Origin of the sequence: Chitinophaga tropicalis, assembly GCF_009758205.1 — a bacterium.
Taxonomy (GTDB): domain Bacteria; phylum Bacteroidota; class Bacteroidia; order Chitinophagales; family Chitinophagaceae; genus Chitinophaga; species Chitinophaga tropicalis.
In genome coordinates, this window is record NZ_WRXN01000003.1 from 123,739 (window position 1) to 149,079 (window position 25,341).

16 protein-coding genes and 1 tRNA gene are annotated in these 25,341 nt (G+C 41.7%); 13 read left to right on the plus strand and 4 right to left on the minus strand.

All coding sequences use genetic code 11. From position 1 onward, the window contains the following. The first annotated feature begins 3 nt into the window (after positions 1 to 3). The 8 genes from GO493_RS08660 to GO493_RS08695 all read left to right on the plus strand — a co-directional run bounded on the left by GO493_RS08660 (position 4) and on the right by GO493_RS08695 (position 12,037). Positions 4 to 3,909, plus strand: a complete 3,906-nt coding sequence (locus GO493_RS08660) for an eCIS core domain-containing protein (RefSeq protein ID WP_157305750.1) — start codon at positions 4 to 6, stop codon at positions 3,907 to 3,909. Between the two features lie 13 nt (positions 3,910 to 3,922). Beyond that, a complete protein-coding gene (locus tag GO493_RS08665) occupies positions 3,923 to 4,912 on the plus strand; it encodes a WD40 repeat domain-containing protein (RefSeq protein ID WP_157305751.1) in 990 nt (329 codons plus the stop codon). A gap of 10 nt (positions 4,913 to 4,922) precedes the next feature. Continuing rightward, positions 4,923 to 5,705, plus strand: coding sequence for a ParA family protein (locus tag GO493_RS08670; RefSeq protein WP_157305753.1), 783 nt, complete (start codon positions 4,923 to 4,925; stop codon positions 5,703 to 5,705). An 11-nt stretch (positions 5,706 to 5,716) separates the two neighbouring features. Beyond that, positions 5,717 to 7,135, plus strand: coding sequence for an eCIS core domain-containing protein (locus GO493_RS08675; RefSeq protein WP_157305754.1), 1,419 nt, complete (start codon positions 5,717 to 5,719; stop codon positions 7,133 to 7,135). 6 nt (positions 7,136 to 7,141) lie between these two features. Next, complete coding sequence (locus GO493_RS08680; protein ID WP_198315645.1) at positions 7,142 to 8,512, plus strand: ATP-binding protein; 1,371 nt, start codon at positions 7,142 to 7,144, stop codon at positions 8,510 to 8,512. A 69-nt stretch (positions 8,513 to 8,581) separates the two neighbouring features. Further along, positions 8,582 to 8,654: transfer RNA gene (locus GO493_RS08685), tRNA-Lys, on the plus strand. Positions 8,655 to 9,003: 349 nt separating this feature from the next. Next, positions 9,004 to 11,022 carry an AIPR family protein gene (locus tag GO493_RS08690; RefSeq protein WP_157305755.1) on the plus strand — a complete coding sequence of 673 codons (2,019 nt, stop codon included), beginning with the start codon at positions 9,004 to 9,006 and terminating at the stop codon, positions 11,020 to 11,022. 724 nt (positions 11,023 to 11,746) lie between these two features. Beyond that, positions 11,747 to 12,037, plus strand: coding sequence for a hypothetical protein (locus GO493_RS08695; RefSeq protein ID WP_198315646.1), 291 nt, complete (start codon positions 11,747 to 11,749; stop codon positions 12,035 to 12,037). A gap of 4 nt (positions 12,038 to 12,041) precedes the next feature. Here GO493_RS08695 and GO493_RS08700 read toward each other — a convergent pair whose 3' ends face one another. Next, positions 12,042 to 12,620 (minus strand): hypothetical protein, encoded by a 579-nt coding sequence (locus GO493_RS08700; RefSeq protein ID WP_157305758.1) that lies wholly within the window; start codon positions 12,618 to 12,620, stop codon positions 12,042 to 12,044. Positions 12,621 to 13,552: 932 nt separating this feature from the next. Between GO493_RS08700 and GO493_RS08705 the strand changes: the two genes are divergently transcribed. The 3 genes from GO493_RS08705 (at position 13,553) to GO493_RS30820 (ending at position 15,795) form a co-directional block, all read left to right on the plus strand. Then, the gene (locus tag GO493_RS08705) at positions 13,553 to 14,629 is read left to right on the plus strand and encodes an XRE family transcriptional regulator (protein ID WP_157305759.1); all 1,077 of its coding nucleotides are present in this window, start codon (positions 13,553 to 13,555) and stop codon (positions 14,627 to 14,629) included. Between the two features lie 32 nt (positions 14,630 to 14,661). After that, a complete protein-coding gene (locus GO493_RS08710) occupies positions 14,662 to 15,057 on the plus strand; it encodes a hypothetical protein (protein ID WP_157305761.1) in 396 nt (131 codons plus the stop codon). A 564-nt stretch (positions 15,058 to 15,621) separates the two neighbouring features. Then, positions 15,622 to 15,795 (plus strand): hypothetical protein, encoded by a 174-nt coding sequence (locus GO493_RS30820; protein ID WP_198315647.1) that lies wholly within the window; start codon positions 15,622 to 15,624, stop codon positions 15,793 to 15,795. 493 nt (positions 15,796 to 16,288) lie between these two features. Here the strand turns inward: GO493_RS30820 and GO493_RS08715 are convergent, their stop codons facing one another. Together GO493_RS08715 and GO493_RS30825 are read right to left on the minus strand one after the other, a co-directional pair. Continuing rightward, the gene (locus GO493_RS08715; protein WP_157305762.1) at positions 16,289 to 16,909 is read right to left on the minus strand and encodes a hypothetical protein; all 621 of its coding nucleotides are present in this window, start codon (positions 16,907 to 16,909) and stop codon (positions 16,289 to 16,291) included. A gap of 9 nt (positions 16,910 to 16,918) precedes the next feature. Then, a complete protein-coding gene (locus GO493_RS30825; protein WP_198315648.1) occupies positions 16,919 to 21,406 on the minus strand; it encodes a DEAD/DEAH box helicase in 4,488 nt (1,495 codons plus the stop codon). A 570-nt stretch (positions 21,407 to 21,976) separates the two neighbouring features. On the opposite strand from GO493_RS30825, the gene GO493_RS08730 reads away from it, so the two are divergent. Next, on the plus strand, positions 21,977 to 22,912 hold the full coding sequence (locus GO493_RS08730) for a UbiA family prenyltransferase (protein WP_157305763.1): 936 nt from the start codon (positions 21,977 to 21,979) through the stop codon (positions 22,910 to 22,912). A 182-nt stretch (positions 22,913 to 23,094) separates the two neighbouring features. After that, positions 23,095 to 24,204, plus strand: coding sequence for a terpene synthase family protein (locus tag GO493_RS08735; protein ID WP_157305764.1), 1,110 nt, complete (start codon positions 23,095 to 23,097; stop codon positions 24,202 to 24,204). Here GO493_RS08735 and GO493_RS08740 read toward each other — a convergent pair. Beyond that, a complete protein-coding gene (locus tag GO493_RS08740) occupies positions 24,201 to 25,184 on the minus strand; it encodes a terpene synthase family protein (RefSeq protein ID WP_157305765.1) in 984 nt (327 codons plus the stop codon). The two genes, GO493_RS08735 and GO493_RS08740, sit on opposite strands and share 4 nt — an antisense overlap. Between the last annotated feature and the right edge of the window lie 157 nt (positions 25,185 to 25,341).

Here is a 25,341-nt window from a genome sequence, read left to right on the forward strand (position 1 = left end):
ATAATGATAAAAGCCACTGATACTAAAAGCTCTGCCAGGCAGCCGCAACAAAAGCAGCAGGCGGGCAGCACGTTCTTTAATAAGGACCGTGGCGATGCTTTCTTTGGAGAAAAGGAAACGGCGAAGGATCCCTTCTTTGTACAACGTAAACTTACTATAGGCAAGCCTGACGACCATTATGAGAAGCAGGCAGATCATGTGGCTGACAAGGTGGTACAGCGTATGAGTCAATCGCCTGTCGTACAGGCCAAAGCAGCACCGGCAGTATCGGCTGTTGCTCCCGGTCATGTTCCATCCGCAGCAGTGCAACCTGCGGCGTTACAGATGAAGGAGAAGGAGTTGAAGAAGGAAGAAGAGGTGGCAGGAGAGGAGAAGAAGGTACAGCGTAAGCCTATCTTTGATAGTCTTGCAGACCCTCCGGATGACCAGATACGGCGTAAACCGAATGAAGGAGACGCTCCTAAGGAAAGTACTTCAAATATTGAAAAGAGGCTGCAGAGTACTAAGGGCTCTGGCGCTCCATTACCGGCAGATACGAAGACAGCCATGGAGTCTAACATTGGCGCAGATTTCAGTAAGGTAAGAGTGCATACAGGTAACGAAGCAGCCTCACTGAGTAATGACCTGCAGGCGCAGGCCTTCACGCATGGTAATGATATTTATTTTAACGAAGGGAAATATGATACTGCCAGTAGCACCGGAAGGCATCTGCTGGCGCATGAGCTGACCCATACAGTACAGCAGGGTGCTGCTGTGCAGAAGAAAGAAATAATACAACGCGTACCCGATGCCGGAGCACCGCCTACAGCTGCTTCCGGCGAAGTGGTGAATATATCTTCCGGAGCGTTCAATCCTTCCGAGAACCTGAAAGAAGTGATCAGAGCGAGTAAGAGAAAAGGAGTAGATGTTAATATCAGCGGTGGTAACCTGGCTGGTACCGGTGTGATAAAGGTGCGGGAGAAGGAAGGTGTACTGGAAAGTATAAAGAACGCATATCTGCCGTTAAATATGCCGATGTTCAGCGCCGCCAGTCCTATGCTGGCTATCCGCCTGGATAACGGGCAGATAAGTGGTTTTGCCACTATAGGGCAGAATGATCATATCGATACAATTCCTAAATGGCTGACTAAGCATGGTAAGGAACTGAGCTGGCTGACCGGCATTGATGTTGCCGGCATGGCTGCGCAGTTTACCAATAAATTTGAAACCGGCGCCTTTACATTTACACTTAGCGGAGTAGATGTAAAAGTGGGTGGTTTTGCTTCTGCCAAGCTGGACTTTGGTTTTGTGAATATGCAGCCTACGGCGCATGTAATAGCAAATATGGATATCAAGGGTGTGGTGAAGAGCAATCTTGATATTAATCTTAAGGAAGGTAAGCTGTCTGGCGAAGGGCAGTTTGGCGTAGATTATAAATCTTTCTCCGGTAATATTGAGGCGAAGTTCCTGGATGGCGTGCTGGATGTTAAAGGGCAGGTAGGCTACTCGGGCGATCGTCTCAGTGGTTCTATCATGCTGATCATGACCGATAAGGCCACGGCAGATAATTTCGCTGTGAGCCAGGTAGGTAAGGGCAAAGCAGAAGATGCTGTCTTACCTGAATCAGTACCTCCGGCAGAAGGAAAAGGTGAACGTGCGCTGGCGGGTATGGGTACCCTTACTTTCAACCTGACGGAATGGTTTGCAGGTACAGTGAATGTGATAGTTGATGGTAAGGGATTTGTGACGGTAGTAGGTAAGATAGCTCCGCCTAAAGAGATCATTCTCTTTGAACAGAAAGATTATATTAAAGAGCTGTTTAAATTCGAAGCCAGGGCTTCCTATGGTATTCCTGTAGTGGGTAATGTCTTCGTATTTGCTAATATAGGATTGAGCGCCCTGGCTAAAGTTGGTCCGGCGAAGATCTACAATATTGAAGTGAATGGTACTTATTCCAATAACCCGGATATTGCCAGAGAGATATCCCTCTCAGGTTCTCTTAACATGTCAGCATATGCAGGTCTGCGACTGCGTGCGGAAGGTGGTGCTGGCCTTGAATTACTGGGCCATGATCTGAAGATAGGCGTTGGCGTTAATGCAGATGCCGGTGTGAAAGGATATGTAGATGCCCGTCCGACTATAGGTTACCGTGATCCGGGAGAATTCTTCTTCAAAGGTCATATGGAGATAGCGGCGCAGCCGTTCCTGGGACTGAGTGGCGATCTGTTTGTGGAAATAGATAGTCCGTGGTGGTCGCCATTACCTGATAAGAAATGGACCTGGCCGATAGGCGCCCTGGAATATCCGTTGCCGGGTGAGTTTGGCATTGGCGCTGATATGGAATATGTACTTGGTTCCGGTAAGGTGCCTGAAGTGACTTTCAGCGAAGCTAAATTTGATGGCGCTAAGTTCATGACAGACCTGGTGGATGATCATGTGCCACAGAAGAGTGGTGGTGGTAAGGGAGATAAGCAGGGTAAATTTGTGGATGGAGGCGCTGCCGCTCCGCCGGCAGAAGCTAAAGGCACTCCGCCGCCAGCGGCGCCTGGTAAGCCTGCTCCGGCTCCTGAGCCAGGAAAAGGCGGTGGTAAGGGTAAAGGCAAGGATAAAGATAAAGGCAAAGAAAATCCTGAAGAGCTGAAGAACTTTGCGGCGGCTATGAAGCAGGCGAAGACGCTGGAAAGCCGTAAGCCGATGACACGGGCAGAGATAACAACAGAGGTGGATAAGATCAAGAAGCAGCATAATGTGCAGGGCATTAGCTTTGCACCGAAAGGGAATGATCTGTGGATCATTACAGGTACGATAAATGGTAAGCCGAATAAGGATACGGTGAAGGTGAAGGCGGATAGGCAGCCGGGAGATGATAAAGATGATGCAAAAGATAAGGAGAAGGAGAAACTCCTGGCGGATGGTATGAAGGCGCTGATAAAAGAAGATGATACGACAGCCGGAGGCGATGATGCGCTTACTAAGGAAGAGGCGCAGAAGGTGGCTGATAAGGTTGAAAAATCGCAGGATAAAGCATTTAAATCAATTACACCGGTAGAAAAAGATGGTCACTGGAGGTATGATTATATACAGAGAACGTTGTCGCCGCCGGCAAGTAAAGTGGCCACGACGCCAACAATCCCTCCTGAATTTAAGGAAGGCGCTTACATCAATTTTGGCGGGCAGATATATCTGATCACGAAGATGATGGTAGGTGAGGATAAGATAAATATCCTGGATGTGAGGGATATCCGTAAGAACAAGAATAAGAAGCCTGAAAAAGGTAAGCTGAAGCTGGATGATGAGAAGACGCTGAAGCTGAGTATTGTAGTCAGTAAAGGTATTATAACGGAGTATAACGATCCTATTCCTGCTGTGAGGAAATTCCCGGCAAGCTGGGGAAGTGCAGGATCTGAAAGTGTCCGTAAGTATCTTTATGAGTACAGACATCCGTGGGATAATAAACAGAAGCAGATGATAGCACATCCTGCAAGGGGAGTCACGCCTTTGCTTGACATAGCAAAAATTGCACAGGATAAAGCGTTGAAGGGCGATGATACAGAATGGAAACAGATCAAGAAACATGATCCTACAAATACTAATCCTAATGACCCGATCATGATCGTGGACTGGGATGCTGATTTTAAAACCTGGAAGCCGGATCCTTCTATATTTACTGTAGACCATATTAAAGATCTGGGTGGGTTGTGGACAGCAGAAGGATATAATACGGATGATGTTAAAAGAGGAGATCATGTGGTGGGCGATAATAACCTGAGGGTGATCACTCAAAGGCATAACAGTAAGAAAAAAGGTAAAAATTACAGTATGTTCGTTGGCCCTGACTTTACCAGTGTGATAGCAGATGGTGGCATACGCGGTGCAAAAACGATCACCGGGCCTGGTGGTAAAGGTGGAGCGGCAGAACCTTTCCTGTAAAATATAAATTGAAATGGAGCTCAATCTCAAAAACAAAGCAGCTGTTGTAAGCCTGGCGGTAAGTCCTGATGGTAAATGGCTGGCGATAGGCCAGATGGTTGATGAGGATCTCAGCGCCCCTCTGAGTATCTGGAATACAGATACCTGGAAGTGTGTTGCTACTGTTGAAAAAGATCAGCCTTTTGGTATACGCAGTCTTTCGTTTAACCGGCATAGCAACAGGCTTGCATATGTTCCTTCTGGCTGGCATGAGGTGAGATTCTTTAATATGAATGATCTGGCTACAGAGCTGGAAATGGGCTTCCAGGGAGCCAGCCAGGTGCGTTATGCGGCTAATAAAGACCTGTTAATTGTAGTGAGTGAACAGGTTTCGGTACTGGATAACGAGGATGTGGAGATCTTTATATACAGGGATTATAAGGCGTATGAACATACAGAAGGACTATCGCCGGAATTGTTTAAGGACTATTATAGAAATTCGGAGTGGATGGTAGAGGCTTCTTATGGTAATTTACCGGCAGTGGCTACCTTTTGTAAAGATGACAGTGCTGTTATCATCACCGGTAATAATGATAACAAATTCTCGGTATATGATATTGAATCAGGTAAACTTATAGAACAGTATCCCGGTGGGGTTATACAGGCGCAGCAGATAGAGATAGATTCGCAGGAGAAGCATTTGTTTCTTATCAGCCGGATGCCTTATGCAGATCTGCTCTGGGAGTTACCTTCGATGAAAAGATTGTTACCGCAATACCTGAACGAGGATTATCAGGGTTCTTCCTGTTTCGCTTTTCATCCTTCGGGAAAGTATTTTGCGATTGGCGGGGCGGGAGGGAAGGTAGCCTTCAGGGACCTTGATACGGGCAAATTCCTGATGATGGAGGATATACATGAAGATGAGGTCAATGCTCTCCAGTTCAGCAAAGACGGAAAATTGCTGATTTCGGGGAGTGATGACGGAAAGGTTTTCATTACAGATATCTCAGAATATCTCACTTAACATTTACCCCATGCTAACAATCTCTATCGCCATACAAAAGGGTGGTTCCGGCAAAACCACCACTGCACTAAACCTGGCCGCTGCCTTGCAGCGTTCCGGTCAAAAGGTACTGCTTATAGACCTTGACCCGCAAGCTAACCTGACCCAATCCATGGGCATTGCTGATGATTCATCATTCAGCATCTATGAATTACTGAAACAGGCGGCTTCCGGGGAAACGCTGGAAACAGAAAAGGCTATCATCAATACCGGTATCATTCCCCTGATTCCCGCTAACCTGGAGTTAGCCAGCGCTGAGCTGGAGCTTGTAAGCATGTATGGCAGAGAGCAGCTATTGAAACAGTTGTTAGGACAGTTGCCGGAGGAATATGATGTGGTAGTGGTTGATTGTCCGCCGGCAGTGGGGATGCTTACTGTGAACGCCCTTACCGCCAGCGATTATATTCTTATGCCTTTGCAGGCAGAGTTCCTGCCGTTTAAAGGTGTGCAGCGTTTTATGAAGAATGTGCAGCTTATCAAAAAGCAGCTGAATAAAAAGCTGGAGGTGCTGGGCCTGGTGCTGACCAAATATGATGAGCATAAAAGCATGCACAGGCAGATACGCAGGCAGCTGGAAGATCTGTACCCTGGCCTGGTAATGGATACCGGCATACGCAGTAATATTGCCCTGGCTAAAGCGCAGGAGCAGTTTAAAGATATATTCACGTTTGATAACAGTGCCAATGGCGCAAAAGACTACCGCTCACTGGCGGAAGAAGTTACCGCCCGTCTTTCCGCTGTGGCATCCCATTAAAACCGGTAGATATGAAAAGTAATAGTCGTCGCTATCGCAGACATCGCAACCCGGAGGCGCAGGACAAGAAAGAAACCCCGTTTTTCAGTCCCCGGCAAAAGGAGATACAAACCAAGGAAGATGCTTTCTTTCAGCCTAAGCTGGCTGTTGGTCAGCCGGGTGATTCATATGAGCGGGAGGCGGATGCTGTTGCCAGCAGGGTAGTGGATCAGCATCCGGCGAAAGGGAGTCCTGTGCAGCGGAAGGAGATATCCACCGTACAGGCTATGCCTGAAAAGAAAGAGGAGGAGAAGGTGCAGAAGAAGGGCGCTGGCGATAAGAAGGAAGAGGAGAAGCCTTTGCAGAAGAGGGATGAACCGGGAAAGAAGGAGGAAGAGAAACCGTTGCAGAAGAAAGACGATCCCGGTAAGAAAGAGGAAGAGAAACCTTTGCAGAAGAAGGATGATCCTGGTAAGAAAGAGGAAGAGAAGCCTTTGCAGAAGAAGGAAGAGCCGGAGAAGAAGTTACCGGCTGATGAGAAGCTGAAGAAGGAAGAAGAGGGGAAACCGGGCGTAATGACAAAAGAAAGCCCTTCTCTGGGAAGGCAGCAGGCTAATGAGGACCTGGCTGGCCGGTTAAAGGAACAACGTAGTAAGGGCAATCCGCTGCCTGCCGATGTTTATAATGAAATGAGCAGTGCTATTGGAGCGGACTTCAGCAATGTACGCATCCATACAGATGATAAAGCAGCACAACTGAACTCAGAGCTGGGGGCGCAGGCTTTTACTCATGGTAATGACGTTTATTTTAACAGTGGAAAATACGATACGGAATCTACAGCCGGCAAACGCCTGCTGGCGCATGAGCTGACGCATGTAGTGCAGCAGGGAGCGGCTCCGGCGGTTGTTCCTGGTGTGCAGCGGAAGAAGGGTTCTTCGGCGCCGAAAAAAGAGAAGCCTCCTGAAACATCAAGAGTAGCCGAGCTGCGGTCAGGAGGTTTTACGTTTATAGATAAGCCCGACAGGAAGGCTGGTAAGAAGGATAAGATACCTGGTAACAGGGCCAAGACTATGTTCAAAATGCCTGGAGAGCCTGTGCCTGTAAAGAATAAGGACGGGTTGATTGAAAGTGTTACCATCCCCAGGGTAATTGAAATGGAAACTATTTACGGGTCCAGGGTAACGGCCGGTAGCACTTCCGGCTATGGCAGGGGATTTATTCGATCGGATAAGGATGCACACAATGATAGCCTGGGTTTCCATGAAGGGCATCATAAGCAGGATTTCAGGGATTTTGTGGATGCAGAAAAATTCCCGGAGATCGTGATAGATTCGCCTATTACTGAGACTGAGTATGAAAAGAGGAAAAAGGAGTGGTATGCTGCACGGAAGAAATTTGCTAAACGTATGCAGAAATACAGTATAAAGACAACGGATGAAGCTAAAGATTAAGATACTATGATGGATCAGACTAAGAATGCCACGGTCCTGCAGGAATACCTGAACTGGTTGCATGAGAAGATGAGAAACAGGCTGATAGCGTATTTCAGGCCGGATGTGGCTAATGCAGAAGAGCCACCGGCCGATGTTAATCCTTCCTGGCCGGAGGCGCCGCTGGTGAAATTCATTGCCGATAATGAGCTGTCAGAGAACGAGCAGTTGTTGCTAATCATGGCGTTAGCTCCACATGTCAACGCTGTTTTTTTTGAAGAGCTGATCAATGAGAACCTGGTAGATAAAGGTGATTTTCCGCTGATAGGTTGTGTGAAGGGCTCACAGTTCCGCGGACTGCTTCCGACAGGGGAGACCTTCCTTTTCCTCCTGGCAGGTTTTGACCTGGGAGAACGTATCAAGGTCATGGAACTGCTCACTGAGACCCATTTCTTTGCCAAACGGCAGGTATTATGGCTGGAAGCTCCGCCGGAAGGAGAGCCGGCTATGAGCGGAAAGATCGTTCTCTCGCAGGAATACATTGACCTCTTCCTTACCGGTGGTTATGCCAAGCCCCGCTTTGGCAGCGACTTCCCGGCTGAAAGCATCACTACACCGCTGGACTGGCAAGATCTTGTGCTCAATACGCAGACCATGGAGCAGCTGAAGGAGCTGAAGAAATGGTTACGCCTGAAGGACCAGCTTATTGCTACCAATAAACGCCTGAAGCCTGGTTACAGGGCGCTGTTTTACGGTCCGCCGGGTACGGGTAAGACCCTGTCCGCCTGTCTGCTGGGCAAACGTGATCCTGCTGATGACCCCGAAGAAGGCTGGCAGGAGATAGATGTGTTCCGTATTGACCTCTCGCTCGTTGTTTCCAAGTTCATCGGTGAGACGGAGAAGAACCTGTCCCGCCTGTTCGATAAAGCAGAACATAAGAACTGGATACTGTTCTTTGATGAAGCAGATGCTTTATTCGGCAAGCGTACCAATATCCGCGATGCGCACGATAAATATGCCAACCAGGAGATCGCTTACCTGCTACAGCGTATAGAGAACTATAACGGTCTGGTGATCCTGGCCTCCAACTTCCGCAATAATATAGATCCTGCGTTCTCCCGGAGGTTCCAGTCTATTATCCAGTTCCCGATGCCGAATCAGAGCGAAAGGTTGCAGTTGTGGAAGATGATACTGCCGGATGAGATGATGTCACGGGAAGGTATACTTGAAAAAATAGCTGCGACGTATGAAATTTCCGGTGCTTCTATTATTAATATCGCTCAATATTGCTTTTTGAAGAATATGCAGGCGGATGGGAAAATATCGCTGATATCCGCTGCAGATATAGAAGAGGGAGTAATCAGGGAGTTTAATAAGGAAGGGAAAATTTACAAATGAGAAAAATTTTTATAAAAAAATTAGTGAATGATAAATGTTTGATGTAATATTGCAGCCCCTTCGGGGAATGATTCCGTAGCTCAGTTGGTAGAGCAATACACTTTTAATGTATGGGTCCTGGGTTCGAGTCCCAGCGGGATCACTGGGAAGCTTATAAACCTCGCGCTAGTCGCGGGGTTTTGTTTTTAGTTGAGTGTTTAGTCGAGTTTTTTTTGTATAACCCCGATTTCTTTCCCCATACTTTATACAGGTTAATCCGCTTTTACTAAGATACGTAAAATCCTTATTTAAAATTTTCATGTTCCCTAATGTTAACACGATTTTCTTTAAACAAAGAAGGGACAAATAATTTTAGAGGGAGAGCAGTACGAGGCCTCAGTACTGTATCTTATAGTGGTCGGAGCTGCTGGTAAACAACAAAACTATGAAAAATTTGTATATTTATTCCTCTACCCAAATTGGGCCAATGAATTTAAATATTCTGACTATCAATGGCAAAAATAAAAAGTAACAGCGAAGAGGTTCTCTCACAATTTATTAAAGCAGAAAAGGCCCGTTTCCCTATTTCAATGAGTGACAGTAGGTTTTTCGAAATCTTTGCGGCCCAACAGGTACTTAAAGCGAATGATCTAAGTGATAAGGAGATTGAAAACGGAATTGTCGGCGAGGGGCTCGATGGAGGAATAGATGGGTTATACTTTTTTATTAATGGGCAACTCATTCAAGATGAAATCAAAAGCTATGACCCATGGAAAAAAAATATAGATCTCGAGGTATTTGTTATTCAATCTAAAACTACAGCTGGATTTGGAGAAGACGCAATTCATAAGCTAGTCAATACGACAGAAGACATTTTTACGATAAACAATGTCCTTAGTGCAAAGAAATTTAAAGAAAGATATAATCCCGAGCTATTGGAGATTGCCGAGCGTTTTAATATAGGTTATAAGTCCTTAGTAGTAAAAGGAATTACTTTGAGGTTTCATTACTTTTATGTAACGCAAGGCGACAACGTACACCCAAATACAAAAGGTCTTACTGAAAAGCTTGGTAAGAAGATACAAGAATTATTTTTTAATAAAGCATCATTTGATTTTACCTTTCTTGGTGCGCGGGATTTGGTTGAAATAGCTTCCAGAAGGCCTGCTCAGAAAATAGAGATTGAATTATCTAAGCAAGTTTTATATTCTGATAAGAATAGCTGTGTATGCTTAGTTAAACTGAAAGATTTTTATAAGTTCATTGTAGATAAAGCTACCAATAAAATTAACCGCCACATCTTTGAGGCTAATGTACGAGACTATCAGGGCGATAGTGGCGTTAATAAAGAAATTCGGGAAACCTTGCAAACGACAGAAGGAGATAATTTCTGGTGGCTCAACAATGGCATTACCATTCTTACTAATGAGATTACAGCGAAGGGTAATTCATCATTGATTTTGGATTCCCCAGAGATTGTAAATGGCTTGCAAACCTCCAACGAAATATATAACTACTTCTCTTCGATCACTCCTGAAGAAGTGGAGAAGGAAAGTCGTGAGGTATTACTCCGCATAATCAATCCGGAGCACGATAAAAGTAGAGATAAGATAATTAAAGCTACCAATAGTCAGACACGCATACCAACAACAGCTCTAAAGGCAACTGATCCTGTACACCGGGATATTGAACAATATTTATATTCTAAAGGCTTATTTTATGATCGAAGAAAGAATTTTTATAAAAATGAGGGTAAGCCTCAAACGCAGATCGTGACAATTATAGAGCTAGCCCAAGCTATGATTGCCATTAAACTTCGACATCCGGACGATGCTCGTGCTCGACCATCCAACATCTTTGCAAACGATGACGAATATGCTAAAATATTTTCGTACAAAATACCATTGCAGCTTTATTATGCTGTACTCCTAATTATGCAGAAGGTCACATCATTTTTTACTAGTGCTAGTCTAAGTAATAATGAACAGACGAATCTTCGCTACTATGTCGCTTATTATGCGACTTGTCTTGCTTCCTCCAAAGTCTACTTAACTGATAATGATATTTTGATAGCTTCAGAAGCGCTAACTCCAACTATCCTTGTCCAGGCGCTTGAAAGGGTGAAATTGGCCTATCAAAAAGCAGGTGGAAATGACAAAGCGGCTAAAGGTCTTGCCTTCCGAGAATCTTTAGAAAATGAGTTATTGTTAATGTTAATGCCGGAGGTAGCGAAAAACAGAGCTGCTGTCAAGCAGAGATCCACCCTCTCCAAAGCTACTCCCTTAAAGAAGAAAGCGGCTGCAATGAAGAAGGTAACAAAGAAGATTGCTGTGCCTAAGAAGACAATAGAGGTAAAGAGTGCTGGGAAGAAAGCTACGCCTCCAAAAAAGAAGGCCGCGGCTACAAGGGAGAGGACAGCTGAGAAGATTTCAGCGCCTAAGAAGAAAATAAGGGTAAAGGGTGTGGAGAAGCAAGCTCCACTTCCAAAGAAGAAGGCTGCTACTAAGGAAAAGAGCCCAAAGGGAAAGTAGTGCGAAGCACGCTACTTTTTCTTTGGGTCGATTTGTTTGTTTATCAAAGTGTCGATTTGCAATTTTGTACCTCAGTTTACATTTATTAGTTATAATAATTACAAAAATAAGATTTCTAATTTGTTGATTTTGTTTTCTTTTTACCCCAATACCAATATCTATATCCATATTTACATGCCTTTCTATTACTAGTAGGCGCCATAAAAAAATTATAAAATAGTTTGGATACAGGCCCATCGATATCGTATATTTACAGACATTGTTATTCTTACTCAGTAAAAATTACAAGGATATGAGAAGTTGGAACATGAAGCAGTTGAAATCCTTTTTCACCTTTGAGCTCCTCGTTAAATGCAGTTGTATTTATACCCGTTTTCGTGAAACTCATGACGCGCAGCGATATTTATGTCAACTGGCCAGCAGAGGCAACGCGCTGCCAGTTGATTAATGAGTATCGAAGTAATGCGTTATGTCATTATTTCCTTTTGTTTGTTTTAGCCGATGTTGCTGTTTTACTTTATGAGGGGCAATGGAATGTAAAATATATGCTTGCTGACTTAATGTTGGGAATGGGTGCATATATACCATTATACTTCCTTCTTTATCGGCCCATTTTACCATTGAATTCCTTCCAAAGTTCGAAACGGCGATAGCGGTATACGATGGCAGTGAACGGGCATGGCAAGAAAAGTGTAAACAAGACCAGCTAAGTAACAGGGCATTGGTGCTTCTTTTCTACGCATTTGATAAAACCAGCAAAGCCAACTATCTAATTCCCAGTGATAAATGTGCAGACCTGTTGCACAAAATTTTCGGTTCAAGCCCTGATGGAATCGAAAAGGCACTTGACCTAATCTTTAAGAAGGATAAAAGGGACAAATTGGAACATCGCCATCTTGCAGAAGTGGGCAAAAGTTTTGAGAAAGCCTATACTATCCTAGAGGCAATGCAGTTTTCAGAAGGTATATTACAGTTGAAACACTTGGAGCAACAATTTAATAAGCAACAATCATAAAACCTTATTGCCTTTCAATTGTAACCCTATTCGTCCTGATTTTCGGGAGTGATATTTTATTGCCCCACAGGTCATTTCTCATTGCATTACAAACGAAATAATAGGTATCGTATGAAGGAGAATTTATGAACTTCTTCAATCCTAAGATTACTTTATCGCTTGCAAAAATGAAAGAATTAAAATATTCTACTTCAATTTCTTTGTCTAACAATTCTTCAGTTGTCAAATTGGGGCGTTGTGCCAATAGGAATTGCAAATTGTTAGGTAAGTCAACCTTTGCTAGCAGTAGAAGGTTTATGCAAAAATATCTTTGCTTTTTTACTGCATATTCATTTTCCTTCATTTGCTTTTTATGTTGGAAAAGTGATTGGAAATACGCACCAATAGCGCCGCCGACAACGCCTAACAGCAAGGGAATAATTTGAGGCCAATTCATATCATGATTTATAACGGTTGCATAATAGCCTTTTTTACTAAAACAAGTATACTTAATCTCTTTTCTCTTTTTCGGACAACCATATTTGCTGCCAAAATCGGTATAATATGGAAATGAGAGAAAGAAATGTGCAGACGACAGCGCCATGCTATTCTCAATTGAGCCGGAACAGTTTGGGCAAATGCTGCGTGTATTAGTGCGTGAAGAAGTCAGCAACTGGAAAGGCAGCCGGTACATACCCTGGCATATAATGCCCCCTGCTCACCTATAAGCCCCTCTATAAAATCGGTGAGGTCTGTCAGCTATTCAGGTTATCAAGCCTACTATTTACGAACTGGATAAAACATGGCAAACTAAAGGCGTACAAAATCCGATGGAGGGTCTATTTTCTTTGGAACGACATTCAGCAATATTGCAGCCCGGAGAACAGCCGAAAGAATGACAGGCAACGTCGCTACCTGTTGCGGAGATAGGGCGGGCAGCTCCCCGCTCCTGAAATAAATAGGCTATATCATGCACACCCGCAGATCTTTCGTGATAGCATTGTACAATGGGAGGAACAAAGGCAGCTGATCGCATCTATGTTGCTAGAAGCACGAGAAAAGGAGGAAGATGCAATCCGGCTCAGGAACAAGGCCAGAAAAATCAGATAATATCCATTCTTTTGGGGGAGGCGCAGCCGTCGCGCCCCCCTCTTCCCCTCCCGGCGAGGGGAGAGGGGGGCGCGATGTGCTTTGCCGCCGTCCCTATAATTTACCATAAAATAAAAAACATTAAAGCTATTGCATTTCGGTGCAGCGCTCCTATATTGACTTTGCTAGTATTTTATTTTTCGCCTTTCTTCTCATTCAGCAGCTTCTCCAGCATTTCTATTTTCTCTCGCTCGCTTATGAATAACCGTTTATAAAGTTGCCCGTTATTATTAGAGTATACATTCTTTGAAACTCTGTTAGAATCTTTTCAATTGTAAATACATATTATGAATTACTGTTGCATGAAATAAAAAGATGGTATTTTTTTGAAAAAATCGTATAGTGTAAAATAAAAAACATAATTTTGGCTATACGATTTGATTTTCTATGCAATTCGGAGACAAAATAAAAGAACTAAGACTCAAAAAAGGCTTTTCCATCCAGGGGCTTGCCGACTTAGTAGGTGTTTCCAAACCTGCTATTCAGCAATATGAAGATGGAACAATCACTCCTAGTAATAAGGTATTAAAGAAAATATCAGAGGCTTTAGGTGTTAGGGTCTGGCATTTCTTTTCCGCGCCACCACAACCAATAAAACTGATTGAATTTAGGGATGGTCATACGCTGCAAGATGAGGAAAAAGAAAAAAGCACGATAAGAGACCTGATAGTAACAGTCGCCCAGAAGTATTTGGACCTTGTCACAATAATGAATGAAAGGATTATATTTGAGAATCCGGTTGCTGATACTGAAATAAACATCAATAGTGATGTTGAAAAAGCGGCTAAGAGGCTGAGAAAAAAATGGAGGATAGCCGATTCTCCAATTGACGATGTGACGGAATTCCTCGAATCGAAAGGTTTTATTATTTTGACAATTGAAAGACCTACAGGTTCTTCAGGGGTCTGTGGTTACATTGAAGATACTAGTGGAAATATACCTGTAATCATAGTGAACACATTCGATGATTCAGAAATAACTAGGAAACGATTTACAATTCTTCATGAATTAGCGCACCTGCTGTTGAGGTTTAATCCTACTCTTACAAAGAGAGCTCAAGAAAATATGTGTCATTACTTCGCTGGAGCGCTGCTTCTACCCGAGGAAGTGTTAATATCAGCGATAGGGAAGGATCGGACATCGATTTCTCTTATGGAGCTTATTTCATTAAAAGAAGCTTACGGAATTTCTATTCCTGCAATCATCATACGCGCAAATAATGTTGGAATTATAAATAACATAACGAAAGATAGTTGGCTACAGACTTATAATATTTGGAGAGATGGTCAAATGGGGCTTGGACGATATACTAAGAGTCTTGAAAAGCCCGCTCGAATTGAGAATTTGATTACTAAGGCTATTGCTGAGAAAAGAATAACCTGGGAAAAAGCAGCAGAATTGACTAATACGCCAATAGATAAATTGGAACAAATGTATAGAAATGGAATGCTAGAGATCAAATGATATATTTTTTTTACAATATAGACTTATTGATAATGCTTGACAGGTGGGGCTTAGTCAAACCGATCATTGATAATGGCTGTAGAATAATCATTTCAGAGTTTAGAATTTCTTATTACTCTTTAGAGAAACAATCATTGATTAAACGTATGATCGGGGCGGGCATGGTTGATCTTATCGATGATGGAGCAGATGCGCTTGATTTTGCAGAGATGCATTCTAGCTATATGTCTCACATTGGAAAGGGCGGCCTTTTAGTGATTCACCTGTGTTTGACTAATTCATGTGTAATGGTAATTGAGGATGAGTTTGAATTTTATAAAGAAGTCGCAGCTAACTTTGGTGTTAGGTCCGTTTCGGCAGCTGATTTTTTTCGTCAGAACGTAGAAGACACCGATCGTCGTGAGTTTTTAATAAACGTATTTAAATAGAGAGAAAATATAAACTACCAAAAACAAATAATGCCTTAAAGCGGGAACTTATAAGGCATTGTCATAGGAATGTTTTAAAGCAGTAGAGAGCTTAGCAGGGGTTGGTACCCCCTCGCATTCCAGCTATTGTTGATAATTTTTCAGACCACAAATGTAATAGTTTATTTGAAAAGATAAATTATTTTTTCAACGATCAGCCATAACCTACCGGCTTACTGCTCTAACTCCGTGATGTAAGAGAGCAATGAATTACTAATAACTAATTTTATTGAAATGCAGATAGATGGCGCTCTAATAAGGGAGCAAGGAGTGACTTTTGCCATAGTGGTAGTAAAATCCTATGTGCTAAGCAGCAGAAATGAATGCGAGAACGCTCGGCAAAATATTGGGAGGCTTTTTCCAGGTGTCCCATTGATTTTGATGGCTCAAAACGGACGAGGGAGACCTACTTACCAAGGAAGAAAGGACATTGTCAACTTTTTATCAAGAATTGACCCTTCTCGTATTCCCTGGAAGAGATACTCTTTCAATTAATAATTTATTTAGTCTTAAAAATGTTTAACTATGGCTAAGAATGGTAAAGTAGGTGATGGTCACCGCAATGGAGCAATAAAGGAAAGAACCCAGACTTATAATCCTAAAACAGAAGTTTGGATAAAAAGAGACACAAATACAGGTAGGTTTATAGATGGGAAATCAGATGGAAAACCTTTCAAAGGAGTGACGAAGGAAAAATAGACATGCAAGCATGAACAGTTAGAGCTGTTCATGCTTATTTACCTCTTAAAAAACAAAATGATGGTTGATATATCGAAACAAAAAGTCAGTGTCAAATGTGGATGCGGCAGAAATCATCAGGTCACGTTAAAAGATGTGGCTGCGAGGAAGGTCATGCGATGTTCCTGTGGAGTTAATATCCAATTGGAAGATCGTAATGGGTCAGTAAAACGAAGCATTGCTGATACAAACAAATCCTTTAATGATCTTGAAAAAGTGCTAAGAAGGTTTGGATGGTAATTTTTCCAAGCTTCAATAGTATTACATGCGATAGGTAAAATACGGGAAGGGTAACACCTTCCCCTTATTTGTAATATGTAATTTGTAATATCTCCGAGTCCTTAAAACTTAAGGCATTTCCATTTCCAATGAGATCCAAGTGCAGAAAGTCAAACTCGCCTTTTTGACGATTTAAGTGAGCTGTCTAATAGTTGATAGTTATTGAGAGCAATCTTTAAAGTAACTTATTTTTAAGGAGAAAAGCAGCAACTCCCAATACGATTAATCCAATTGTGATATATGTCAGCACTTGTTGTTGTTTTCCAGTTTTCTGTATGACTTCAAGACCCATTTGCAACGAATTTCTGGATTCCTTCTGTGATTCCTGCATATCCCTTAGTCTCTCAGTTATATTGCGTTCAATAGTATCCAGCCTGCTTTGGACTGCCTGTGTCGCGGCCATTATACCGGCTATATTGGCATCTATTTTATCAAGTCGCTCAGGGAAGTTAATCTTCTCCACGCGTTCATAGAATGCTTGTATTCTTTCTTTCAAACCGTTTAATGCAGCTTGTTCGTCTTTAATTTGGTTTTGTATATCGTTGGTAACACGTTGTAACGCATGGTGCTCCTCTGTCAGTGATTCCATCTGAGATGTAAAGAGCTGAGTGAGTGACGCTTTATGTTTAGCATCATCTTCTTTTACAGCATTTAGCAGATCAAGATGTTTTTGAGGAATACGACTGACTACTTGTGTCAGCTCCTGCGCCTTTTCAATAAGCGTAATGGCAGGGGCGATTTTATTTAATTCATTATGGAGGATTTCTAAAGCGGATAAAACTTCCTGAGATGCCATATGTAATAATTAAGATGCTAAAAATTGTTTATTGAATTTTCCTGTCCATTCGGCGTAATATTGCGCGTAAAAGAGATCTTCTATATCTTCAAAAGCATCGGCCACGTTATAATTTACAATATGCGCATAAACTCTTTCTCTGAGCGCGGTTATGACTTCCGTTACGTCGAGATCCGATTGCTCGCGCTTCCATGCTATTAATCCTTTTGCGAATTCCCGCTTTGCTTCATCAAGCAGGCTGGCGATAGCATCAGCCAAGATAAATAAGGAGAAAGACTTTAATATTATAAGTTGTGGTGAACCTGGATTACTTCTCAGCATACGCATTGTAGAACCCCTCAGGTGTTTGATATTACTGATAAATTCTCCAGTGGAACCATTTTCTACCAGCCCAAGATATTTATCAATAAATACGCCAATCGCTATGTTTTCTTCCAGGTCATCAGGCATAGATGCTTTCTCGGGTGGGGTAGCGGTACGTTCTACAAATCCCCGTCTGGAATATTTGGCGTTGAAATAATAGTAGATTTCATCTTTGATGAAATGGCTTTGTTTTAGTGGTTCCTTAATAGTGATGGCAGCTTGACAAAGCCTTATCATATCTTCAATAGCCAGTAGTCGTTTTTCTTTTATCTTATGATAAATGAAAGTTGTGAGATATTCAAGGCATTTGCTAATCTCTGTAGCTTTGCCAGAGGTTATATCTGCAACTGCGTTCTCTCGCAGGTCACGTATCTCCTGGGTGGCTATATTTCTGGAAGTATATCTTGCAATCAGTTGTTCCAGGGAATTGTAGTACTCGCCATTCCGTTTTCTCGTGAAGGTTACCGTATACAATCCATTCTGATAATCGATTGTATACGAATCAATAATGCCGATGGAAATCAGGCGATATATAGCTTTGGCAGTATCATCCTGGCTACGAGCAATATAGTATGCTTTTTGTAATTCCATAGCCATAGGGCTGACTTCATTATTCAGCTCAGATACCAGGGATTCGTCCTGGATATTCAGTCGTTCAATAAAAGATAAATAATCATCTCCTTCATATACAGCATCTGCGAGTATGTTCGGTAAAGAAATATGCTTCTGGGTCATTACTTGCTTTATAGCAGTTGTTTCCAGCACTTTGGAGTAATGTGCAGTATTGATGTAAAAATCTTTTCTGGAGTTTGTTTTTGGTGAATAGAACCTATTGGTAAATGGGATTGGTATTTTTTTACTGTCTCCGAAATCCATGTCCATTAGCATTCGCTCTATACCTGTTTGTTGCTGGGAGTTTATTGTCATACGATCCAGCCAGCTTCTGATATCTGCAACTGAGTTACCATTTCCAATAGGAAGCTTACCTTTTAACCAATCTACAAGATTGTAACTAAGGGTATCATGTTGCGTTTTGAGAATTCCTGTCGCACCAGTATCCAGATATACGTATCCGAGACCTTCTCCTGACAACAGATTGATAAAAATCCGGTTGTGGTGTTTAGTTTCTCCTAAATTAATATTGAACTGAAGGTTATTGTTGCCATATAGTTCGTTAATATCCTGGACTAGTAACTGTAAATTAGTCTTTACAGGGAAGATAATGGTATTGCGCAATTCATGAATCATGACTCTTTCCTTCACCTGTCCCTTAAAAGAGTTTTTATGGAAGTACATCAGTACATCTTTGTCGAGGTGAAAGGCTTCTTTCTTTTTTACGCCTATCTGCGCGACATTGTTATGATAAAGGATTAAGGAGGTGGATAGTTTTCCGTCACGCCCGCCTCTTCCTGCTTCCTGTACAAAAGATTCTATGGAAGAGGGGATGTTGATATGAATGGTCATACGGACATCGGGTTTGTCTATTCCCATCCCGAATGCCTTAGTAGCTACCATTATAGAGGCTTGATTTTTTTTGAACTGATCCAGGTGGTAAAAGGATTCTTTGTCTATTCTTCCAGCAGCATCATCGTCTCCACTTCCCATGAAATAACCTAGTGTCTCTTCCTGAAAATGGTGTGTGGGAATTGTTGCATTTCTTTCACTTGAGATATTGACAACTCCGGGTTTATCAAACAGGCCATGCCCGCCATTAGTGCTATGAATTCCTAACCAACCACGCCTATGTGGCATAAATACAATTAAGCCATATGGATAATATTTTATAGTGTCGGATGAAGATGGTGTTGAAAATGGGCTTCCGGGGATATATAATTTTGTCAACATGCTTTCGGTATACTGATGTAGAACGGTATCTTCATTTTTCGACGCCTTCAGTAATTTTGATTTTTCTGCCAGCGGTAAATAATTCTGGTATGAGTGAGAAATGATATCCCTGATTACCCTTTCATTGTTAAATATCTCGAAGATTTCGGCTTTTTTATTAATGATATCAAATATCCTCAGCTGCTTTTTATTCCCTATATATTCTCTGACTTTCCAGGCATCAAGGTCTTCCAATCCATCATAATTGAAGTGTACTTCTTCAACGATGTAATTGATTTCATCCCTAATACTGTTTTCAAACCGTACCACAGCGTTTCCGTCATCTGTTTTGATATTTAGCTCTCTCTCAATATCAGCCAGTACATCGAAGGATGCGGTGGCGGTTAACCCGAATAGCGGTACCGGCGAACCTTTGCTTGTCTGGCAGAACTCTTGGGCATTATCACCGAGGTTCAGATAAGGCGTTCTAAAATCATGTCCCCACTCAGACACGCAGTGTACCTCGTCTATGACTGCATAGGCAAAGTAGTGTCCTTTTGCTGCGGCGTTTGCCAATGCGGTTCTGAAATCATCGATCACAAATCGTTCTGGTGATACAAACAGGAATTGCAGCTGCCCTTTGGCAAGTAGTTCGTGCTGGTTGTAATTTCTTTCAGCAGTGCTTAAGGTTGAGTTGATAAATTCACATTTGTCAATGCCTATTTCTCTCAATCCATTATACTGATCCAGCATTAATGAACGAATTGGATCCACGACGATTGTCATACCGGGTTGTAATAAACCTGCCAGTTGATACGTCAGTGATTTACCGCCTCCGGTAGGAAGTAATCCTATGACGGATTGCAGTTGCATAGCCCGGTTCAGGATTGGCAGCTGTCCCTTCCTGAAATCCGTTTTCCGGAAAATATCCTGTACCAACCTGATGAGAAGGTTCTTAACTGGCTCTACTTCTTCGTATTCTTCATTGGAAAGGGGAATTACCACCTGTCTATATGTTATCGGCAGAGCCGACAATACGCAGTTATCAGTTGTATAATGAATATAATGAGCACTACGAATAACGATCGTATGAGGGGATATCTGCTCATCTTTCCGGAAAATGCCAGTTCGCTGTAATACAGATACATCTATCACTAGATCAAAATCCGCAGCATTGAATGTGCTCATATCATGAGCAAGCGCATTTCCCCTTAAAGGATGATGCCTATATTCCTGGGAACTAAATACAGTTAATTTGATCTCAGGAATATTAATGCTCAGCTGCGACAAATCATTGATGGTATGTAGTAAGTTTAGCAGGTCCTCTACCGCTGCATTTGCCCCTGGCAAGTCACGCTCAATGACTGCCAGCGTTATCTCCTTATGGTCGGTGAAATCGAGATAATTAACCAGGAGATATTGTAATAATACACGTTGTACACGTGCTATTATAAATGGTGACAAAGCCAATGCCGTTGCTGTAGCTGACAGATATTGTTTGTTGTGATAGTTATCAGCTGTTATTTGTACATATGGCTCTACTGTAATCTTCTTTATAAATGTAGCTATGTCATTGTAGGTGGTTTTTTCCCTGATATGACTGATATTTCTAGCTAATTGTCCGATAGCCAGATCTTTTAGATCATCAATCACATCGGTATGATAACGTTCACCATCTACCTCTATAATATAAGTATCATGATGTTTGATGGCGATATTTTGATTGAACCTGTTGAAGGCCTTTCTGACAATATTATAAGGAATTTCCATGCTGAAGTCCACACGTCCCTGGTTATTATCTCTGGTAAAGGATGCGCGACTCCGTTGCTTCTCCAACAATTGCGGTAAATAACTGTGCGCTTCAGGAATCAATGTCAGCAGGAAATTGCGTTCGAAACTACTGTCTAGGTCATTCAGTTCCAGGTATTGGCGTCGGTTCCTTGCTCTTGGATCTATCACATGAAGTGCTTTAAATAATGCCTCTCCCTGTAAGGATTGTGTGTTGTCTATCGCAGGAAAGGTAATCTTACCATCGATATCCTTTCTGGTAGTGATGCCTAGTTTATCAGCAAAATATGTTTCCAGGTATATGGTGGGTAAAGTGGGCAATCCCCTGGTAATGATATTTACTGCCACAGCAAGAATATTAGGAATATTTTGCGGACATTCCAGGGAGAGTGTCGTTTGTACATCGAACGTACTTAATGACTGCAATAATCCTTGCAATTCATGTTGTTGATCCTCGTTTTTTGTATATTGAATCAATTTCTCCCGGACAGATTCTAACATATAACCAGCTTGAAATTGCATAGGGTAGAATTTTAAGTATAAAGAGGGATTGTCTGACTAAAAGTCAAAGTTGACAATTAGTTCATCAAAATAAGTTTGCCGCATAGGACGATGTCGATTCATGTTATAAATGGGAACAAGGTATATTTGAGAATGTTCTATGTCTGGAGATACTTTTAGGGGCCATTGGATGCCTCCATGGGAACCGAAGAGATGAATAGCATGTTCAGATCTTAGGTTGTCAAGGGGATTGAAAACAAAATCTAATACCATACAGAAAATAAGGGATTTATTGAATTACCTTCAACCATCTATATTCACTTAGCAAGGGAATGTATTACGATAAATATACGAAAATTTACTAAAACGAGTAACTAAAAAGTAGCCCATGCTCGTGCAAAGTTTTATAGCGCAATCTTGGTTATTAGTTAGTAGATCGTATATCTCATTGATTTTATCTTTGATGAACGATTAGAACTTAATCTTTAAGTAAGTATTAGGTTCTCCGGCATCCCAGAATAAATATTTCCAGTGCTTATCTTTGCTGCTGTAGTCAAATCTAACTATATTTAGGGTACGACTAAACCATTCATGTTCAGCATACTACAACGTGAACTCGCCTTATCCTTAGCACGTGCAATAAGCAGGGAAATCCTTATTGTATGGAAATTTATTGACAACAACATCTGGGACACGATACTACCTTCTCTAATGATTTTTGCAACCGGATGGATATATAATGACAGTCCTTGGGCAGATCTTCCATTAACTCTTCTAACATCGGTTACTTACGCAGTTCTTTACATTTATACATTCTGTCTTTCTAATCAGATAGCTGGTATTGAAGAAGATCGGATCAACAAGCCTTATCGTCCCCTTGTAACAGGGCTGGTTACTGTTAGAGAAGCCTACCGCAGAATGTATATATACAACCTGGTGTATGCTCTATATGCACTATACCTTGGAATATTTTGGTACTCTCTTGCCTGGATAGTCGTTAGCTATTACCTGAATCTCAGAGGAGGGAGTAAACACTGGATTACTAAAAATATAGTGGGCATGACATTAGCCACTTTTCTTTTATTTAATGTGCAATGGCATATATCCCTATCCGATAATCAGTTCGTCAATTCCCGCCTGGAAAGCTACTTTGCTCTTATGAGTGCCTGGGCTGGTTGTGCCTTACACCTTCAAGACCTACGAGACGTTGCCGGAGATAAATTACTGGGAAGAAAAACCCTGCCTATTTCTATTGGTGATGCCAAGGCCCGGCAATTGCTGTTTATTCATTACTTGTTTTTTTTACCTGGCGTCTTTTTATGCTCCATGCTTACCATTTGCAACCTGGAAGAGCTAAGACATTCCTGGAAAGCTGTTATAGTTTTCGGCATCCAATTATTTGTTCATTGGACAGTTGCCTTCCGGCTACTAAAATATAGGGATCCAGAGAGCGATCATAAAACATATATTATTTATGTGATACTGTTTGTAGCAACTATACCTACCGTTTGCTTCATTCAGAACTAACGATAAAGTGATTGTTTTATCAATCGGTTTAAACGGAAAATAGATGTCCATTTTTTGCTTCGTTGTTTGTACATAAATTTTATGATAATTCTATAATAGCCATTTTACAGTTAGATTGAAGATTATTTAAGATAGTTATGAATTTCTTGTACTCTTTATATGTTTGAAACGAATTAGTTATAATGGATAAATTATCAATAACAAATAGTGTGTTAAAACGTGTACAGGCAAATTATGTACAAATGATTGACGACGGAGCACAAGTGGGGATTGAAGAATTATTCAATTTTGGCAGTTTTAAACTAAAAGACTATTGTGGGAAATTTTATCCTCATTCTTATGAAGGCGGGTTGGCAGAAAGTGCCAAAGGCTTTGCGACTGACCATAATATTTGGCTGGAAAATGGTAAACAATACATAACCTGTGCTCTATACCTGTTCCCGGATTCACCATTGTATAGGATAATTCCAATAGTGGAAAATTGTGCAATAGATTTTTACTTAAACGACAAAATGGGGCGAGAAGTATATGGGCAGCTGAGTAAGAAAGAGCAACGAGATGCTAAACAGATCATTCAACGGTTGGCAAGGGTTGACGCCAGATTAAGATTGCGAGCCAATGCAACTTTAGTTGAAAAGGCAAATATTAAAATATTGCGGAAAATTAGTGATGCTTCACCTACCGATTGGTTCGTTAAATTCCTGGAGTTGTATAATCTGCATTTGAAAGCAGCTCACCAGAATTGTAATACAGACGCCACGTATCATATTCCTAATGTCGAAGAATATAATGTTGACAGGTGTCATATCTCAGGCATGCCACATACTGTTGCCTTTATAGAATTTAGTTCGGGAGTATTTCTTTCCTGGAGTTGGCTGGATAAATCCGGACTCTCTGATGCTATGAGAAGATTACATTGGCAGTTTAGTTTGTTCGGCTGCTTATCAAACGACCTTTTCTCCTTTGAAAAAGAGTGTATCGATAATTTTTCAGACTCTAATCTGGTTACAATCGTTGCTCTGAATCATCCGGACTGGGAATTAAAACATGCTATTGAAGAAGTAGCCAGAATTGTCTCCGGATCGTTAGAAGCCAGCATTGAGGCAATAAACGTTATCAAAGCACGACTGGCTCAGATATCTATTTCCGGTCAGGATATTGACCAGGTGCGGGCTGTTGAGAAACATCTGCAGGGAGTGGAAAGGGGTTTGCAGGGTGCCTGGCTGTGGCAGACCTTTACTAAAAGGTATAAACGTGTGAGGTCAATCTGGAAGGAAACCTGCATCCTTTAAATTGCATTTATATATTCCGGGACAGGGTAATAGTCAAAATTGTACCTGTCAGATTCATTGTAGCTCCAATCAATGTTTGCTCTCATAATATGAGTTAGCGCACGTACATACTTTTGTACTTCACCTGCTTGTTTTCCTACATCGGGAAGATTATTAGCCAGTTGAATGAATTTGACAACATCTCTGTCATGAATCTCGGTAACTTTCTGAATTGCATCCTCACGGTTGAGTCCTTCCTTTTTCTCAATGATAAGCACAAGATTGTAGTCATCGCCATGCCTCACTTCCTTAGACAAAGAGAACAAATCATTTGCCCAACATACAGCATTACGGGCAAGGATTGTTAATTGCCTGACCACGGGATCAGTCCAAATGTCAGGATGCAAAGAAATCCTGCTAGTTACGGCGATTGTGTCTGTGGCAATATTAGCTGCTCCAAGACATTGGCGTATCTTTATATATTCATCAAAATCAGGGCTTACACCCATAACTACATTCCTCTTTTGCCACAGTGCAGCGTCAAGAATTTCTTTCATGCTCTGACGGAACTGATTTTGCCAAGAATGATCACTTACTTTTTTAATACGCTCCCAAATATCAAATAATGCAAGAAACTCTGGTATTTTAGTGTCAGGAGCACTAATCAACAAAATGTCCAAAAATGCTGTGACATATTGCTCCAAATTAGATACGCTCTGTAAGCCCGATTCATCGGAATGATCTAATCTGTCATCCATCAAAAATAAAAAAGTGTTCAGATCCGTGAAGGCAAAAAGTGTTTCTGGCGCTGCTTCCGGGAACATACGTGCAACCATATATGCAAAGCCCTGCCGCCGATAATATTCCACTTTTGCTTCGGAGTCAGCTAGATTAAACTTACGCAGGAATTCACACGAACGAACTTCTGCCTCTTTTGCATAAACGTTAATTTTAGGTTGAAAAGGGCAGAAAAGCGGCCTTGGTAAAATAATCTTTTGCATTTTTTATCATTGTAGTCCGACTAAAGTTATGTAAAACAAGATAAAAAAGGGCGGTTCCGAAGAACCACTCAGATTAGTTATGTTTTGAGTTGAACAGCATGACTAAGAAAAAGTAGTGATTTTTATAAAGCCGGTTATTCTTTTGTGAATGTAATAT

What these genes read in the sequence shown, in the direction of transcription:
- GO493_RS08660 (WP_157305750.1), top strand. Translation starts at nt 4, where the DNA reads ATGATAAAAGCCACTGATACTAAAAGCTCTGCCAGGCAGCCGCAACAA.
- GO493_RS08665 (WP_157305751.1), top strand. Translation starts at nt 3,923, where the DNA reads ATGGAGCTCAATCTCAAAAACAAAGCAGCTGTTGTAAGCCTGGCGGTA.
- GO493_RS08670 (WP_157305753.1), top strand. Translation starts at nt 4,923, where the DNA reads ATGCTAACAATCTCTATCGCCATACAAAAGGGTGGTTCCGGCAAAACC.
- GO493_RS08675 (WP_157305754.1), top strand. Translation starts at nt 5,717, where the DNA reads ATGAAAAGTAATAGTCGTCGCTATCGCAGACATCGCAACCCGGAGGCG.
- GO493_RS08680 (WP_198315645.1), top strand. Translation starts at nt 7,142, where the DNA reads ATGATGGATCAGACTAAGAATGCCACGGTCCTGCAGGAATACCTGAAC.
- GO493_RS08690 (WP_157305755.1), top strand. Translation starts at nt 9,004, where the DNA reads ATGGCAAAAATAAAAAGTAACAGCGAAGAGGTTCTCTCACAATTTATT.
- GO493_RS08700 (WP_157305758.1), bottom strand. Translation starts at nt 12,620, where the DNA reads ATGGCGCTGTCGTCTGCACATTTCTTTCTCTCATTTCCATATTATACC.
- GO493_RS08705 (WP_157305759.1), top strand. Translation starts at nt 13,553, where the DNA reads ATGCAATTCGGAGACAAAATAAAAGAACTAAGACTCAAAAAAGGCTTT.
- GO493_RS08710 (WP_157305761.1), top strand. Translation starts at nt 14,662, where the DNA reads ATGCTTGACAGGTGGGGCTTAGTCAAACCGATCATTGATAATGGCTGT.
- GO493_RS30820 (WP_198315647.1), top strand. Translation starts at nt 15,622, where the DNA reads ATGGCTAAGAATGGTAAAGTAGGTGATGGTCACCGCAATGGAGCAATA.
- GO493_RS08715 (WP_157305762.1), bottom strand. Translation starts at nt 16,909, where the DNA reads ATGGCATCTCAGGAAGTTTTATCCGCTTTAGAAATCCTCCATAATGAA.
- GO493_RS30825 (WP_198315648.1), bottom strand. Translation starts at nt 21,406, where the DNA reads ATGCAATTTCAAGCTGGTTATATGTTAGAATCTGTCCGGGAGAAATTG.
- GO493_RS08730 (WP_157305763.1), top strand. Translation starts at nt 21,977, where the DNA reads ATGTTCAGCATACTACAACGTGAACTCGCCTTATCCTTAGCACGTGCA.
- GO493_RS08735 (WP_157305764.1), top strand. Translation starts at nt 23,095, where the DNA reads ATGGATAAATTATCAATAACAAATAGTGTGTTAAAACGTGTACAGGCA.
- GO493_RS08740 (WP_157305765.1), bottom strand. Translation starts at nt 25,184, where the DNA reads ATGCAAAAGATTATTTTACCAAGGCCGCTTTTCTGCCCTTTTCAACCT.